At 33.8% G+C, this 13456-nt stretch carries 15 protein-coding genes and 1 pseudogene; 9 read left to right on the forward strand and 7 right to left on the reverse strand.

From position 1 onward, the window contains the following. Positions 1-50: 50 nt before the first annotated feature. Positions 51-596, forward strand: a complete 546-nt coding sequence (locus tag EGX95_RS06920) for a sigma-70 family RNA polymerase sigma factor (protein WP_002027402.1) — start codon at positions 51-53, stop codon at positions 594-596. Position 597: 1 nt separating this feature from the next. Then, the gene (locus tag EGX95_RS06925; RefSeq protein WP_000361355.1) at positions 598-1209 is read left to right on the forward strand and encodes a flagellar motor switch protein FliG; all 612 of its coding nucleotides are present in this window, start codon (positions 598-600) and stop codon (positions 1207-1209) included. Between the two features lie 94 nt (positions 1210-1303). On the opposite strand, the pseudogene EGX95_RS06930 reads toward EGX95_RS06925, so the two are convergent. From EGX95_RS06930 to EGX95_RS06955, 6 genes and pseudogenes are all read right to left on the reverse strand, one after another. After that, positions 1304-2028: pseudogene (locus EGX95_RS06930) on the reverse strand (sulfite exporter TauE/SafE family protein). Positions 2029-2154: 126 nt separating this feature from the next. Then, a complete protein-coding gene (locus tag EGX95_RS06935; RefSeq protein WP_000791690.1) occupies positions 2155-3375 on the reverse strand; it encodes an MFS transporter in 1221 nt (406 codons plus the stop codon). A gap of 19 nt (positions 3376-3394) precedes the next feature. Further along, on the reverse strand, positions 3395-3844 hold the full coding sequence (locus EGX95_RS06940) for an ArsR/SmtB family transcription factor (protein ID WP_000459093.1): 450 nt from the start codon (positions 3842-3844) through the stop codon (positions 3395-3397). A 128-nt stretch (positions 3845-3972) separates the two neighbouring features. Beyond that, entirely contained in the window at positions 3973-5187 is a 1215-nt protein-coding gene (locus EGX95_RS06945; RefSeq protein WP_000117070.1) for an MFS transporter, read from the reverse strand. Positions 5188-5193: 6 nt separating this feature from the next. Beyond that, on the reverse strand, positions 5194-5661 hold the full coding sequence (locus EGX95_RS06950; RefSeq protein ID WP_000589707.1) for a VOC family protein: 468 nt from the start codon (positions 5659-5661) through the stop codon (positions 5194-5196). A 166-nt stretch (positions 5662-5827) separates the two neighbouring features. Continuing rightward, positions 5828-5947 carry a YjcZ family sporulation protein gene (locus tag EGX95_RS06955; RefSeq protein ID WP_000120179.1) on the reverse strand — a complete coding sequence of 40 codons (120 nt, stop codon included), beginning with the start codon at positions 5945-5947 and terminating at the stop codon, positions 5828-5830. 227 nt (positions 5948-6174) lie between these two features. On the opposite strand from EGX95_RS06955, the gene EGX95_RS06960 reads away from it, so the two are divergent. Both EGX95_RS06960 and hfq read left to right on the forward strand, forming a co-directional pair. Further along, positions 6175-6393, forward strand: a complete 219-nt coding sequence (locus EGX95_RS06960) for an aspartyl-phosphate phosphatase Spo0E family protein (protein WP_002080856.1) — start codon at positions 6175-6177, stop codon at positions 6391-6393. Positions 6394-6448: 55 nt separating this feature from the next. After that, positions 6449-6637 (forward strand): RNA chaperone Hfq, encoded by a 189-nt coding sequence (gene hfq, locus EGX95_RS06965; protein ID WP_000400660.1) that lies wholly within the window; start codon positions 6449-6451, stop codon positions 6635-6637. Positions 6638-6664: 27 nt separating this feature from the next. Here hfq and EGX95_RS06970 read toward each other — a convergent pair whose 3' ends face one another. Next, positions 6665-7267 carry an HD domain-containing protein gene (locus EGX95_RS06970; RefSeq protein WP_000400760.1) on the reverse strand — a complete coding sequence of 201 codons (603 nt, stop codon included), beginning with the start codon at positions 7265-7267 and terminating at the stop codon, positions 6665-6667. A gap of 172 nt (positions 7268-7439) precedes the next feature. On the opposite strand from EGX95_RS06970, the gene EGX95_RS06975 reads away from it, so the two are divergent. From EGX95_RS06975 to EGX95_RS06995, 5 genes are all read left to right on the forward strand, one after another. Further along, positions 7440-8273 carry a flagellar motor protein MotP gene (locus EGX95_RS06975; protein ID WP_000502135.1) on the forward strand — a complete coding sequence of 278 codons (834 nt, stop codon included), beginning with the start codon at positions 7440-7442 and terminating at the stop codon, positions 8271-8273. A 22-nt stretch (positions 8274-8295) separates the two neighbouring features. After that, complete coding sequence (locus EGX95_RS06980) at positions 8296-8973, forward strand: OmpA family protein (RefSeq protein ID WP_000596047.1); 678 nt, start codon at positions 8296-8298, stop codon at positions 8971-8973. A gap of 149 nt (positions 8974-9122) precedes the next feature. Next, the gene (locus EGX95_RS06985; protein WP_000940577.1) at positions 9123-9491 is read left to right on the forward strand and encodes a response regulator; all 369 of its coding nucleotides are present in this window, start codon (positions 9123-9125) and stop codon (positions 9489-9491) included. Between the two features lie 128 nt (positions 9492-9619). After that, on the forward strand, positions 9620-11632 hold the full coding sequence (locus tag EGX95_RS06990) for a chemotaxis protein CheA (RefSeq protein ID WP_001192578.1): 2013 nt from the start codon (positions 9620-9622) through the stop codon (positions 11630-11632). Between the two features lie 173 nt (positions 11633-11805). Then, positions 11806-13446 (forward strand): flagellar motor switch protein, encoded by a 1641-nt coding sequence (locus EGX95_RS06995; protein WP_001114996.1) that lies wholly within the window; start codon positions 11806-11808, stop codon positions 13444-13446. Positions 13447-13456: the final 10 nt, after the last annotated feature.

The following is a 13456-nucleotide window of genomic DNA, read 5'->3' on the forward strand; positions in this document are numbered from 1 at the left end:
ATGCCAATAGTAAGTAAAGGCAGCTGCTAAAGGGGAATTGAGGAAGGAAGATGCTTATGATTTTCAATTCTGAAGTGGATTTAATTATAGCTATGAAAAAACGCGATCAAGATGCTTTGAAAGAAGTGATTGATCAATATGGAAAATTAATTTTGTACATTATTCATAAATCGTTAAGTACCCCTATTGAAAAACAATATGTGGATGATTGTTATAACGATGTATTTACTGTTATTTGGTTTCATATCGACCATTTTGATACAGAAAAGGGCAACTTAAAATCTTGGATGATTGGTATTACTAAATTAAAGGCACTGGAATATAAAAAGAAAGTATGTAAAGAGAATAAAATTGATAAAAACGTAGAAATAGATACAGGTATTCATGATAGATATGAAATAGAAAAAGAAGAAGAGATTATGGAAATAGTTCAAGATTTAAATAAGAAAGATCGATATATCTTTTTAAAGAGGTATATTGATGGATATTCCATTGATGATATTGCGAAAGAATTAAAAGTAACGGTGGATTACATATACAATCGAATTTCTCGTGGGAAGAAAAAAATTCAAAAACTGTGGAAAGGGAGTGTGTAATATGGATAAAAGATTATTATCTATGTTAAATGAGCTCCAATATTCAGAGGAAGAGATTACACGTTTAGAGAAAGAAGCAAATGAGTCTATCAATATAGATAAGTATTATGTGAAAAACGGAGAATTATTGAAGAAATTAACGGTGCAAATGTTGGAAGAATCAGTTCGGAAAGAGTTACAAGAAGGAGAAGAAATTGAATGTGAAATATTAGTGGAAGAGGGGAGCCTTGTGAATTCTAAAGTTATCCCAAGTATAATAACTGCAGGTGCTACTTTTTATTATTACATTGTTTTAACAAATACAAGATTACGAATTAAATCGTTAGATTGTTATTTCAAAAAAATAAATGAGTACAATGTGCTAATAAGCTCAATTCAAGCAGTTTCGCGACATAAAAAAATGAAGAATGTATATGGAATTACTATAGATAATAACTATATACAATTAGGAAGTACCGAGCATGAGCAAGAATTGAAAACTGTAATTGAGAAGCTAAAACAACGCGGGGTGAAAGAAGAGAGATATAAAGAGTTTGAAAAAAGTTGGCTGATTGTTTTCAATGTGTTTGTAATAGCGATGGGTGGGCTTCTAGTTTTAAAATATTTAATTTGAAAATAAAAAGCGGCATAATAGCCGCTTTTTATTGTTATCACGTTTAAAAATATTGAAAACTTATCCGCCGTTATGACACATACTAAAGCACCTTCTATAACGAATGCAAACTTTCAATAAGAAGATATATGCCCGTGCAACTTAAAAGGATGTACGTAAATATTTTAAAAATCCGTTGATTAAGCCATTTGAAAATAATTTGACCTATATACAAACCTAGAAATACGATTGGAATAGCGTAAAAACTTGATTCCCAAATTGTCTTGTTTGTGCCAGTAAAGAGTATTTGCGTTAGTAGGCTAATGAAATATATAAATAGATAAAAAGCTAAAGTAGTTGCTCTCAGCTTCTCTTTTTTGTATCAGTTCCTGTAAAGTACAGTAACAGGGGTGGTCCTGGCATACCGATACTTGTCGTTAAAAGACCGGATAATCCGCCAACTATGAAATCTCTAGATTTTGTTGATTGAATCTTAAAGTTACAGATTAGCATCAAAGTTAATAGTAAGAGTAGGATGCTAATTGCTAATTTAAATGTGTTGATGTTAATAGAAGTGAAAATGATAATACCAAAAGGAACACCAACTATACTGCCGAAAATTAATCTTTTCAGTAGAATACAATCAATGTCCATTCTTATTTTCCAAATGAGTGATATGGAAATAATGAATGATAAAATGATATTTATTTGTATAGCTTCCTGTGGTAGAAATAACATGAGTAAGAAAGGTGTTGCCATAATAGAAAAGCCAAAACCTGTACTTGTTTGTAAAATAGAAGCTACTAATATAATACATATGAAAGTGAATATAATCTCCAAAATAGCCCTCCTACATAATCAGATCCAATACATATTTTAACATAAAGTGATACTTTAATCAGTGGAGGCTTACTGGCCTTTCATACGGGGAAAAAAGCGGCAAAGTAGCCGCTTTATATGTTGCAATTAATATTCCAATGATGATCCTGTAGCCTTAAAATATTTTTCACGTGAAGGAGTCATTACTCGGATTGCTAATAAACAGGAAAGGAAAAGAATGAGTAATGCGCTACTTATTACAGTCATTTGAACGGAAAGAAATTGTGCGGATGCTCCAATTGCTAAAATGAAAAAGATTTGGATAAAACTTTTTATGGAATCAAATACGCTATCGATACGTCCTATCATATGAACCGGGATGTTATTTTGATAAAATGTAAAAAAGCCAGTACCAGCAAATGATGAAGAAATGCCAAGTAAAATGAAACCGCCTGCCGCGACGATAAATGAATTTGAAAAGGCGAAAATTACATAGCCTATTGCTGTGAAAATTGTCCCTAATCCGATACAATATTGAATTGGTAAACGTTTGGAAAAGAGAGAGACAAGAAATGAACCGGAAACGTAAGCAGCGCCAGTTATACTAACAAGCATACTGTATTCTATATCGGTTAAAAACAGTACTTGTCTTGTAAAAACAACTTCTTGTGAATCAAGTGCCATAGCGACAAGCATAGTCGCTTGAAATAAAACGAATATGAGAATAATGTACGTTTCAGTTCGAGCGAATGAAAAAACTTGTTTCCAATCACTTCGTAATGTTTGTACGAAAGTATTTGCAACTTCTTCGCTTTGCTTTGTTTGTAACGTAATATTAGGTAAGAAATAAATGAGAATAGTAGAAAGTAGAAAGGAAAGTGAGTTGCAGTAAATTACAAAGGATGCTGAGTGCGTGGTGAGAAGTATTCCAGCAAGAGCTGGACCGATAATAAAAGCCCCGCTTGTACAAAAGCTACTCCAAGCGTTGAATTGAGCGCGTTCTTCAGCAGGTATAAGCATTGTTTTATAAGAAAATGAAGCTGGATCGAAAAATGATGTAGCGATACGAGTTAAAAAGATAAAAATATAAATGGCCCAAATAGAATCAAATAGTGGAACGCAGCCAATGAGAACTGCTCGAATGATATCTGTGATAAGCATAATGGACCGTTTGTTTAATCGATCTACTATGCTACCAGACCAAATTTTTGTAACAACGGTCGCAATTGGACCGACAATCCATAATCCTGCTACAGCAGCAGGGGAGTTTGTGCTATGTAAAACCATTACGTTTAGGGCGATGAGATACATAAAATCACCTAAACGAGAAATTCCTGTTCCCGACAATAATAATAATTTATTTTTCATGAGCAGCTGGACCTTTCTTTCATTGTTTTTTTATCCTGCAGGAAATAGCGTATTCCTCTTCAGAGTTTGATTGACGAGCGGTTTTGTTTTCCCAGCGTAATAAAACTTGTGTAACCTCCCAAGTAAGCTGTTGTAATTCCTCTGGAGTTAAAAATAAATGAGAAACAATATGACTACCTGTATTCGTTCCCTCTGTGCCACTTTCTTCAATATAGAAATGAGCAGATTTTGCCTTGTAATATTTTTCAATAATCCCTCGTTTTTCCTTCGTGTCTACTAATTCAAGTAACCCTCCATCATATAAAATTTGAACGTGATAATGTACGCTACCAGTAGATTTGTTTAGTTTAGTAGCTACTTGTTTTGCAGTGAGTGCTTCGTCTTTTAAAAGGTGAAGAATTTGAATACGAGTTGCGTTGGAAATGAGCTTCTGCTGTTCAGCTGAAATAGTAAGTCTATCGTCAAACATTATGGCATCCCCTTTCTTATAATCTAAATTTATTGTACATTCTAAAAAATTAGAACGTAAGGAAAATAAATCGTCTTTTTCCTTTATATTTCGACATAAATAAAAATAGCATGTACATAAACATGCTATTAAGTAATAGTAGATTCTTCATTAAGTTTCCCGCGATAATACAAGAACAGCCATATAAAACTAACAAAAATACAACATGTAGCTAGAAAACTACCAATTATTTGAGGAGAAAGGATTTCTAATAACCATCCTGTCATGAGCATAGATAACTGTATAAGTGAGCTATAAATAGAGTAATGAAAGGAGAAAACTTTACCAATCATATTTTCACGCGTGTAAGTTTGAAGTAATGTCGTATCAAGTGGAACGATGATTCCTCCTGCTATGCGCATACAGAGTAATGTAATGATACCGAAAATAAGTTGATCGGATAGAATGAATCCAAGAAAGAAAAAGCCTTGTAGGAAGTAGGCCCAACCAAATGCTTTTTTCATTTTTTCTTTATTGCTGGATATATAAAGATTAACGAGAAGGCTTCCTATCATAAGCCCAGCCCCTTGAACCATATATAAAATCCCAATGTTCGTGTGGAAAATTTTTTCGGCATAGATTGTTAGAAGTAGCTGATAAGCACCTCCAATAAGCCCCCATGAAATGCCTACAAGAATTAATATTAAAATGATTTTTGTTTGTAATATGTATGTGTAACCATCTTTTATATCAGTAAAAAATGCTTTTTTCTTCTTACAAGTATCATAAGAGGGAACACTCATATTATAAATAAAATAGGCCGAAATAAAGTATGATAGGCTATTTACTAAAAAAGCGAATTCAATATGTAAAGGTTGTGCAATAATCCCGCCTAGAGAGGCCCCCATAATAGACATAAAACCATTTATTGTACTAGAAAGAGAGTTAGCAGTTACGAAATGATTTTGATGTACGATGTTTTTTAAGGTTGCTTGTTTAGCCGGCTCAAATAAGCAAGAAAGTACAGATAAATATATATTAGTAATGAAAATAATTTCAATTTTATAGCTGGCGAATAAGTATGTAAGGACTAGAATTCCCCGTGTAATATCGGTAAAAATCATAATATTCTTTTTAGAAAAAAGGTCTACAATTCCGCCTATGAATGGACTAAGAAGGAGTTGTGGTAAACCTTTACTTATAAAGGTGAGTGCGATCATAAACGGAGATTCCGTTATGCTATAGACGAATGTTAATAAAGCTACTGTATGAAACCAATCTCCAAGCACACTTAATGTTTGCCCATAAAATAGTTTTTTGAAGTTAGTATTTGTTTTAAGAAGCGTGGAATAAGAAACTGACATAAAAGATTAATCTTTATGTAATAATGATGCTTGAACTTGTTTTTTCCACTCACTTAAATACACTTTCTCCCCTGTAGGAAGTCCAACAGGTAACTGTGCAATCAATTCTAAACTATTTCCGTCAGGGTCGTTAAAGTATACGGCGGCATGTGCTAATTCTGGAAAAACAATCGGTTCAATTGGCTCCATTCCAAAGTCTTTTCGTGCTGAAATGCCTTTTTGGTTTAGCCAATGTATCGCATGTTCTAAATCATGTAAGCTTACTTGAAAGGCGATGTGTCGTAAAGAGGGATGATAATTTACTTTGTATTCTGTACCTTCCCAAAGACCGAGCCAACTTTCATTTTCCTTAATCCAAAAGAAAGCAATATCATCTCCTCTTTTATATAATTTCAGTCCAAGTGATTCATAAAAAGATATTGATACCTCTAAGTTGCGGACGGGTAAATGTGCTTCGTAAAGACCTTTAATCATTGTAATCCTCCTAAGTAAAAATATTTCTTATTTCATAGTAAACGTTTTTTTATGAGTTGAAATCAGAAAAAGGAGGGACATAACTTCATACGAAAGTATGAAAAAACAGCTCAAATATGAGCTGTTTTCTTATAGTTTTTCGTTCATTTGTTAAGGATAGGATATATTAGTATCCGTATCCGCCGCCACCCCAACAGCTACATCCGATGATGATTAGAAGGATGAATAGTACGATAAGCAAAGCAAATCCACCGCCGAAACCAGCGCAACTTCCACCATAACTCATATGTTTTCCTCCTTTTGAGTAAGTTAATCTATATAATTCATGGACTACTGTATACAGTATGTTTTTCGTATGGAAAAGGAGCCAGTCTCTTTTGTAATTAGATAAATGCCTGTATGGTCATTTTGATTGTATATGGAGCTAGGTGTATGTGAAGAAATCGCGATTTGTTCATAAAAAAATATAAAAATTGTAAAAAAAACCATTTTTATATTTTTTTATGAGAGGATTTGTACTATAATTTTACAAGTAATATTATGGGAAAAGGGAGTTTTAGTGAAGAGATGGAGATGGGACAATTAAAAAATAAAATAGAAAACAAAAAGAAAGAGCTAATTCAACTTGTTGCTAGACATGGATTGGATCATGATAAAGTTTTGTTATTTAGCCGAGATTTAGATATACTTATTAATAAGTTTATGAATGTAAAAGATAAAGTACATAAATAAAGAATTTATAGTTTTTTATATTAAGATATTTTACAAAAAAAGGAGAGAGATGGATTTGGAACATTTACAAGAAGAGCTATATAAACAAATAAAAGAAGAAAAAGGTATTGTTACAATTTTTTTAAAGAGTGGCGTTAGAATAGTAGGAGAAGTTGTTGCAATAGACAAATTTACCGTTTTAATGTTAGTGGATGGAAAACAACAACTTATTTACAAGCAGGCTATATCAACAATAATGAAATAAGACACTCGTAATGAGTGTCTTATTTCATTATTGCTTGCAAGCTTCAACGTCAATGCCGGCAGCTAATAATTTTTTTTCACCATCTTGCTCAATGATTTTTTGTAATTTAGATAGGAAAGAATCAAAGTTTGTATGCTTTGCTACTTGGAATGTCATTTTATGCTCAATTGGCAGCCACGTATCAATATCAGCTTCGTTATGCTGAATTTTTACCTCAAGCTTATCAAGTGCGTTAGCAACTTTTGCTTCGTACGTTTCTTTCGCTTCAAACTCCATCCATAAATCATATAATTCCTCGCCGAGAGAACCTTTTAATGTTCGTTTAATATTTGAAATTGCTTCTTGTTCATTTATTTGTTTTTGTAATTGTAATTCATGACTATTCATTGTATCAAAAGCAGGAATATCACCAGCTTCTGCTTCGACTAGATCGTGAATAATAACCATTTTAAGTAATTTTTCAATATTTACTTTTTGATCTAAATAAGGTTCAACTAAAATGGCCATTAGAGACATGCGCCACGTATGTTCAGCAACGCTTTCTTGACGTCCGTTAGAAAGCCAGCTATGTCGCATTTCATATTTTAGTTTTTCTGCTAGTGCAATGACTTGTAAAATGTTATGTTCCATCGTGATCCTCCTCATATTTCCATACTATAATTCTAATATGGAAATGAAATGTGTCAATTTTATGAGTATATTGCGATAAATGGATGATGGGCGTATAATAAACATTATATGTGAAAACGCATTATTAAAATAAAAAAATGTTTTATAAAAATGAAAAGGAAAGGGCAGGAATATGGGAGACGAAAATCAAGGATTTGCTAGACCAGAAAGAAAAAAAAGGAAGTTTGACATTTCTAGCCCATTTGGCATTTTAGTAGGTTTTGCTATAGTGATAGCGGCAATTATGCTTGGTGGAGGCGGAATAAAAGCTTTTAAAAACTTTTTAGATGTTTCATCTATTTTAATTGTCATAGGGGGAACAACTGCGACAATTGTTGTGGCATATCGATTTGGAGAAATAAAAAAATATACGAAAAGTATTTTTACTGTTTTACATAGAAAAGAAGAAGATTTAGAACAGTTAACGGATTTGTTTGTTGATTTTTCAAAAAAATCTAAAAAACACGGTTTACTTTCTTTAGAGGTTGATGGAGAGCAGGTGGACAATCCTTTTATTCAAAAAGGAATTCGATTAATGTTAAGTGGTTACGATGAAGATGAATTAAAAGAAGTGTTAATGAAAGATGTTGAAACGGAAGTGTATGAATTAAGAAAAGGGGCAGTATTATTAGATAAAATTGGCGATTTCGCTCCGGCTTGGGGTATGATAGGGACTTTAATTGGTCTTATCATTATGCTTCAAAACTTGCAAGACACATCGCAAATTGGTACAGGGATGGCAGTTGCGATGTTAACGACATTGTATGGATCAGTACTTGCAAATATGATTGCAATCCCTCTTGCTGAAAAAGTGTATCGTGGTATTGAAGATTTATATACAGAGAAGAAGTTTGTTATTGAAGCAATTTCAGAATTGTATCGTGGACAAATTCCGTCTAAATTAAAGTTAAAACTCGATACGTATGTATACGAAACAAAGATAAAAAAAGTAAAACGAGCAGCCTAATATTGCAAGGAGTGGTATGGTGATGATAAAACGACCGCAAAAGGGATCGCCTCGTTGGATGACGACTTTTACAGATTTAACGATGTTATTATTAACTTTCTTTGTATTACTAGTTGCTACTTCAAAGCAGGATGCAGTAAAATTGTCAAAGATGCTTGAAAAGTTTAGTGATACGGAGCAAGTTGATGCAAAAGTAATGGAAAATACTATACCAGATATTTCACATGAAAAAAATGATGAAAAAACGGTCTCAAAAAAGCGAATGGACGACTTGTACAAAAAGTTAAAAGCATATGTAGATAATAACGGTATTAGTCAAGTGAATGTATATCGAGAAGATACAGGGGTAAGCGTTGTTATAGTAGATAATTTAATATTTGATACAGGTGATGCGAACGTTAAGCCTGAAGCAAAAGAAATTATTAGCAAATTAGTCGGATTTTTTCAATCCGTACCAAACTCAATTGTTGTGGAGGGGCATACAGATAGTAGACCGATCCATAATGAAAAGTTCCCTTCTAATTGGGAATTATCTTCAGCACGAGCAGCTAATATGATCCACCATTTAATTGAAGTGTATAATGTGGATGATAAAAGGTTAGCTGCGGTAGGATATGCAGACACAAAGCCAGTTGTACCGAATGATTCACCGCAAAATTGGGAGAAAAACCGTCGCGTTGTCATTTACATTAAAGAATAGTATTTTAGTATTTTAGTAATAAAATACTAAAATGAAGAAATTCTTTTAAAAAAATATTAAATTTTATCGTTTTATTTTGTATAATGAGTGAGAATGATAAGGTGAAATATTAAGATATATTTATACATAGAAGGAGAGAATCAAAAAGAATGGCACATAAAATTTTAGTTGTAGATGATGCGATGTTCATGCGAACAATGATTAAAAACTTATTAAAAAGTAATTCTGAATTTGAAGTAATCGGAGAAGCGGAAAATGGAGTGGAGGCAATTCAAAAATATAAAGAACTTCAACCTGATATTGTAACATTAGATATTACTATGCCAGAAATGGACGGACTTGAAGCATTAAAAGAAATTATGAAAATTGATTCAAGTGCAAAGGTTGTTATTTGTTCAGCAATGGGACAACAAGGTATGGTATTAGATGCAATTAAGGGCGGGGCAAAAGACTTTATTGTAAAGCCATTCCAAGCAGATCGCGTAATCGAAGCTTTAACAAAAGTAGCAAATAGCTAATATAAAAGGGGGGCCACAAGGAATCAAAACAGTGATAACGGATAGATGTGTGGCCTCTTTTTTCTCATTTTAAAACACTAAATTGTTATACATAAATGAAATGTTTGTTAGACAGGTAGGGGATGAAAATGCAAACAGATCTATTAAATATATTTTTTGAAGAGTCGGAAGAACATTTACAGTCGCTAAATGAAAATGTGCTAATTTTAGAGCAGAATCCTACAGATATGGATGTAGTGGGAGAAATATTCCGCTCAGCTCATACGTTCAAAGGTATGTCTGCGAGTATGGAATTTACGGAAATGGCGGATTTAACGCATAAAATGGAAAACGTTTTAGATGAAATTCGTCATGGGAATATAGTAGTACATGCGGATATTATTGATGTCATTTTTGAATGCATTGATAATTTAGAGAAAATGGTTGCAGATGTGCAGCAAGGCGGAATGGGTAATATTGATGTAGTCTCAACGAAGCAAAAATTAGAAGCGTTATTGAACGGAAATGTAGAAACTTCTATGGAACATGTAGAGCAAGAGTCTATAAACAATGATGATGCAGTTTCGCATGAAGTGCATATAACCGTTGAACAGCAAGCTATTTTAAAAGCAGTACGTGCCATTATGTGTATTGAAGCACTGCAAAATATAGGCGATATACAAAAAACGGTTCCTAGTATTGAAGAAATCGAAGCGGATGCTTTCGGTTTTGAGTTTACAGTATTTATGAATACGGATCGTAGTGAAGAAGAAGTGAAACAGGTAGTGCTTCACGTTTCTGAAATTGAGAAAGTAGTAGTGAAACAAGGAGAATCATTACAGGAAGTAGATTCGATGGTTGCTATGCAAGAAACTACGCGAGTAGAAGAAATGATACAGTCGTCTGTAGTTGCGCAGGTGGAAGCACCTATTGAGACAGCGAAGCAACCTGCAAGTGCTACGCCAACTAAAAGCACTGCAAAAACGAAAAATGCTAAAGGTGAGAATCGTTCCATTCGTGTGCAGCTAGAGAAAATTGAACGATTAATGAACATGTTTGAAGAGAGTGTAATTGAGCGTGGTCGCATAGATGAATTGGCACAAGCAATTCAAAACAAAGAATTAATTGAGCATTTAAATCGATTAGGCGATATTTCAAAAGATATTCAAAATGTACTTCTAAACATGCGTATGGTGCCGATTGAAACAGTCTTTAATCGTTTCCCGCGTATGGTGCGTATGTTAGCGAAAGATTTAGGGAAGAAAATCGATTTGCAAATTACGGGTGAAGATACAGAAGTTGATAAAATTGTTATTGATGAAATCGGTGATCCACTCGTTCATTTAATTCGTAATGCAATTGATCATGGTATTGAGACTGTTGAAAAACGTCGTGATGCAGGGAAAAATGAGACGGGTACAATTAAATTAGAAGCGTTCCATAGTGGAAATCATGTCGTAATTCAAATTACGGATGATGGAAATGGAATTCATAAAGGGAAAGTATTAGAAAAAGCGATTAAAAATGGTGTTGTAACAGAATCTGAGGCAAATAAATTAACGGATCGTGAAGTGTTTGATCTCATTTTCCAACCAGGATTTAGTACAGCAGAAGTAGTATCGGATCTTTCAGGGCGCGGGGTTGGATTAGATGTTGTAAAACATACAATCCATAGTTTAGGTGGACATTTAATTATTGATTCAGAAGAAGGAAAGGGAAGTACATTTAGAATTGAACTTCCATTAACTTTGTCCATTATTCAATCTATGCTTGTTCAAACGAATGATAAACGTTATGCTCTACCTCTTGGTAACATTGTTGAAGCGATTCGTATTAAGAGAGAAGACATCCAAACCTTACAAGGAAAAGACGTGTTAAACTATCGTGATCAAATTATTGAAGTGAAGCATTTGAGTACTGTATTTGGTGAAAAATCAGTAGATGAGGCATTTGAATCATATGAAAGTCAAATGGTTCCTGTGTTAATTATTCGTAATACACATCGTAGCTATGGACTTATTGTAAACACAATTATCGGCCAAAGAGAAATTGTCTTAAAGTCATTAGGCGATTTCTTTGCAGAGAGTTCGAACTATTTCTCTGGCGCGACGATTCTCGGCGATGGACGAGTGGTCCTCATTTTAAACCCAGAAGGTTTATAATAGGAATGAAGGAAAGCTCCCCACTTGTATACAATTGGGGAGCTTTTTGGTTAATTACATACTAATATATATAACAGGAAATAAATACATGTTCACGATTTACGTAATAAATTTGTTAAAATGTAATGAGTGTATTCATTTAATAGAAAAACAAAAATGAGGAGGCAGGGAAAATGCCTGAGCAACACACAAAAGGGGATACGAGCACAATTGTGCTAGAAAAAGAAAAGGAGCTTTTAACGCCTCAAGAATGTGATATTCTTGGCGAAATTGCAAATATATCATTTGGCTCTGCTTCGACAGTATTATCAACGATTTTAAATAGGCAAGTAAGTATAACTGCTCCTCATGTAGAGTTAGTGGATTTATACGATACAAGCGATGTTGAGGTTCCTCATGTTGTATTAAATATTCATTTTACAAAAGGATTAGATATGGAAAATCTACTTGTCCTTCAGCAAGATGTTGCTTTATCTATTGCTGATTTAATGATGATGGGGACAGGTGAAGTGGAAGAGGGAAAAGAACTTGGCGAATTAGAGCTAAGTGCTGTACAAGAAGCGATGAACCAGATGATGGGATTCGCAGCGACGTCTATGTCGGAATTCTTCCAAGATACAGTAGACATGTCACCGCCGACAATTAAAGTTGTAAAGTTATTAGAAGAGATGGAGAAAATATCTGGAATAACTGGAAATAACACGATTGTGAAAGTGTCGTTTGACCTTAAAATAGATAATCTTGTAAACTCTAAACTTGTACAAATTGTTTCAGTTGAACATGCGAAACAAATGATAAATAAATTACTACAATTATCTGGTGGCGTAGAAGAGCAAGACGAGTCAGCAGAAGTAGCGGAAGCCGAGATTGTAGAAGAACATGTTGAAAAAGAGCAGTTAACGCAAGAGGAGAAAGATGTACTTGGGGAAATTGCCAACATTTCCATCGGTTCAGCCTCAACGGTATTATCAACGCTTTTAAATCAGCCGGTTACGATTAGTACACCCAATGTAGAAGCGATTAATGTGCGTCATTATGACGGTGTACCGGTTCCCTTTGTGATTTTAAATGTCGATTTTGTTGAAGGTTTAAAGAATGAGAACGTATTCGTATTTACGAAAGATGTTGCTTTGACAATGGTAGATTTAATGATGATGGGAACAGGAGAGATTGATCCAGAGAAAGAGCTTAGTGAATTAGAGCTGAGCGGTATTAAAGAAATCATGAACCAAATGATGGGGCATGCGGCAACAGCGATGTCAGAAATGTTTAAAGAGAAGATGGACATGACGCCGCCAGATGTCAAATTTGTCACGTTAAAAGAAGAAATGGAATATTTGGGAGAGTCAATGGAAGTGGATGAACTCGTTCAAATTACGTTCAACCTTGAAATTGGCGACTTGCTTCAATCGAAAATGTATCAAATTTTACCGATTTCAGAAGCGAAAGAAATGGTAAGACGACTGCTATATCCAATGGTGGAAGCAGAAGAAGAGATTGCAGAGGAAGAAATGGAAGAAGAGGTTGTAGAACCTGTTGTACAACCTATTGAATTTAAAGAAGTGAAACAAATTGAGCCAGTGTATATGGATACATCTATTCTACAAAATGTAGAAATGAATGTGAAATTTGTATTTGGAAGTACAGTGAAAACGATTCAAGATATATTAAGTTTACAAGAAAATGAAGCCGTTGTATTAGATGAAGATATTGATGAACCAATTCGAATTTATGTAAATGATGTATTGGTGGCGTATGGTGAACTTGTAAATGTAGATGGATTTTTCGGAGTAAAAGTGACAAAATCACTATAAGGCGTTGAAA

The sequence above is a fragment of the Bacillus sp. FDAARGOS_527 genome (genome assembly GCF_003812125.1).
GTDB lineage: Bacteria > Bacillota > Bacilli > Bacillales > Bacillaceae_G > Bacillus_A > Bacillus_A paranthracis.

What these genes read in the sequence shown, in the direction of transcription:
- EGX95_RS06980 (WP_000596047.1), top strand. Translation starts at nt 8,296, where the DNA reads ATGATAAAACGACCGCAAAAGGGATCGCCTCGTTGGATGACGACTTTT.
- EGX95_RS06950 (WP_000589707.1), bottom strand. Translation starts at nt 5,661, where the DNA reads ATGATTAAAGGTCTTTACGAAGCACATTTACCCGTCCGCAACTTAGAG.
- EGX95_RS06995 (WP_001114996.1), top strand. Translation starts at nt 11,806, where the DNA reads ATGCCTGAGCAACACACAAAAGGGGATACGAGCACAATTGTGCTAGAA.
- EGX95_RS06970 (WP_000400760.1), bottom strand. Translation starts at nt 7,267, where the DNA reads ATGGAACATAACATTTTACAAGTCATTGCACTAGCAGAAAAACTAAAA.
- EGX95_RS06955 (WP_000120179.1), bottom strand. Translation starts at nt 5,947, where the DNA reads ATGAGTTATGGTGGAAGTTGCGCTGGTTTCGGCGGTGGATTTGCTTTG.
- EGX95_RS06985 (WP_000940577.1), top strand. Translation starts at nt 9,123, where the DNA reads ATGGCACATAAAATTTTAGTTGTAGATGATGCGATGTTCATGCGAACA.
- EGX95_RS06925 (WP_000361355.1), top strand. Translation starts at nt 598, where the DNA reads ATGGATAAAAGATTATTATCTATGTTAAATGAGCTCCAATATTCAGAG.
- EGX95_RS06945 (WP_000117070.1), bottom strand. Translation starts at nt 5,187, where the DNA reads ATGTCAGTTTCTTATTCCACGCTTCTTAAAACAAATACTAACTTCAAA.
- EGX95_RS06920 (WP_002027402.1), top strand. Translation starts at nt 51, where the DNA reads ATGCTTATGATTTTCAATTCTGAAGTGGATTTAATTATAGCTATGAAA.
- EGX95_RS06935 (WP_000791690.1), bottom strand. Translation starts at nt 3,375, where the DNA reads ATGAAAAATAAATTATTATTATTGTCGGGAACAGGAATTTCTCGTTTA.
- EGX95_RS06975 (WP_000502135.1), top strand. Translation starts at nt 7,440, where the DNA reads ATGGGAGACGAAAATCAAGGATTTGCTAGACCAGAAAGAAAAAAAAGG.
- EGX95_RS06990 (WP_001192578.1), top strand. Translation starts at nt 9,620, where the DNA reads ATGCAAACAGATCTATTAAATATATTTTTTGAAGAGTCGGAAGAACAT.
- EGX95_RS06940 (WP_000459093.1), bottom strand. Translation starts at nt 3,844, where the DNA reads ATGTTTGACGATAGACTTACTATTTCAGCTGAACAGCAGAAGCTCATT.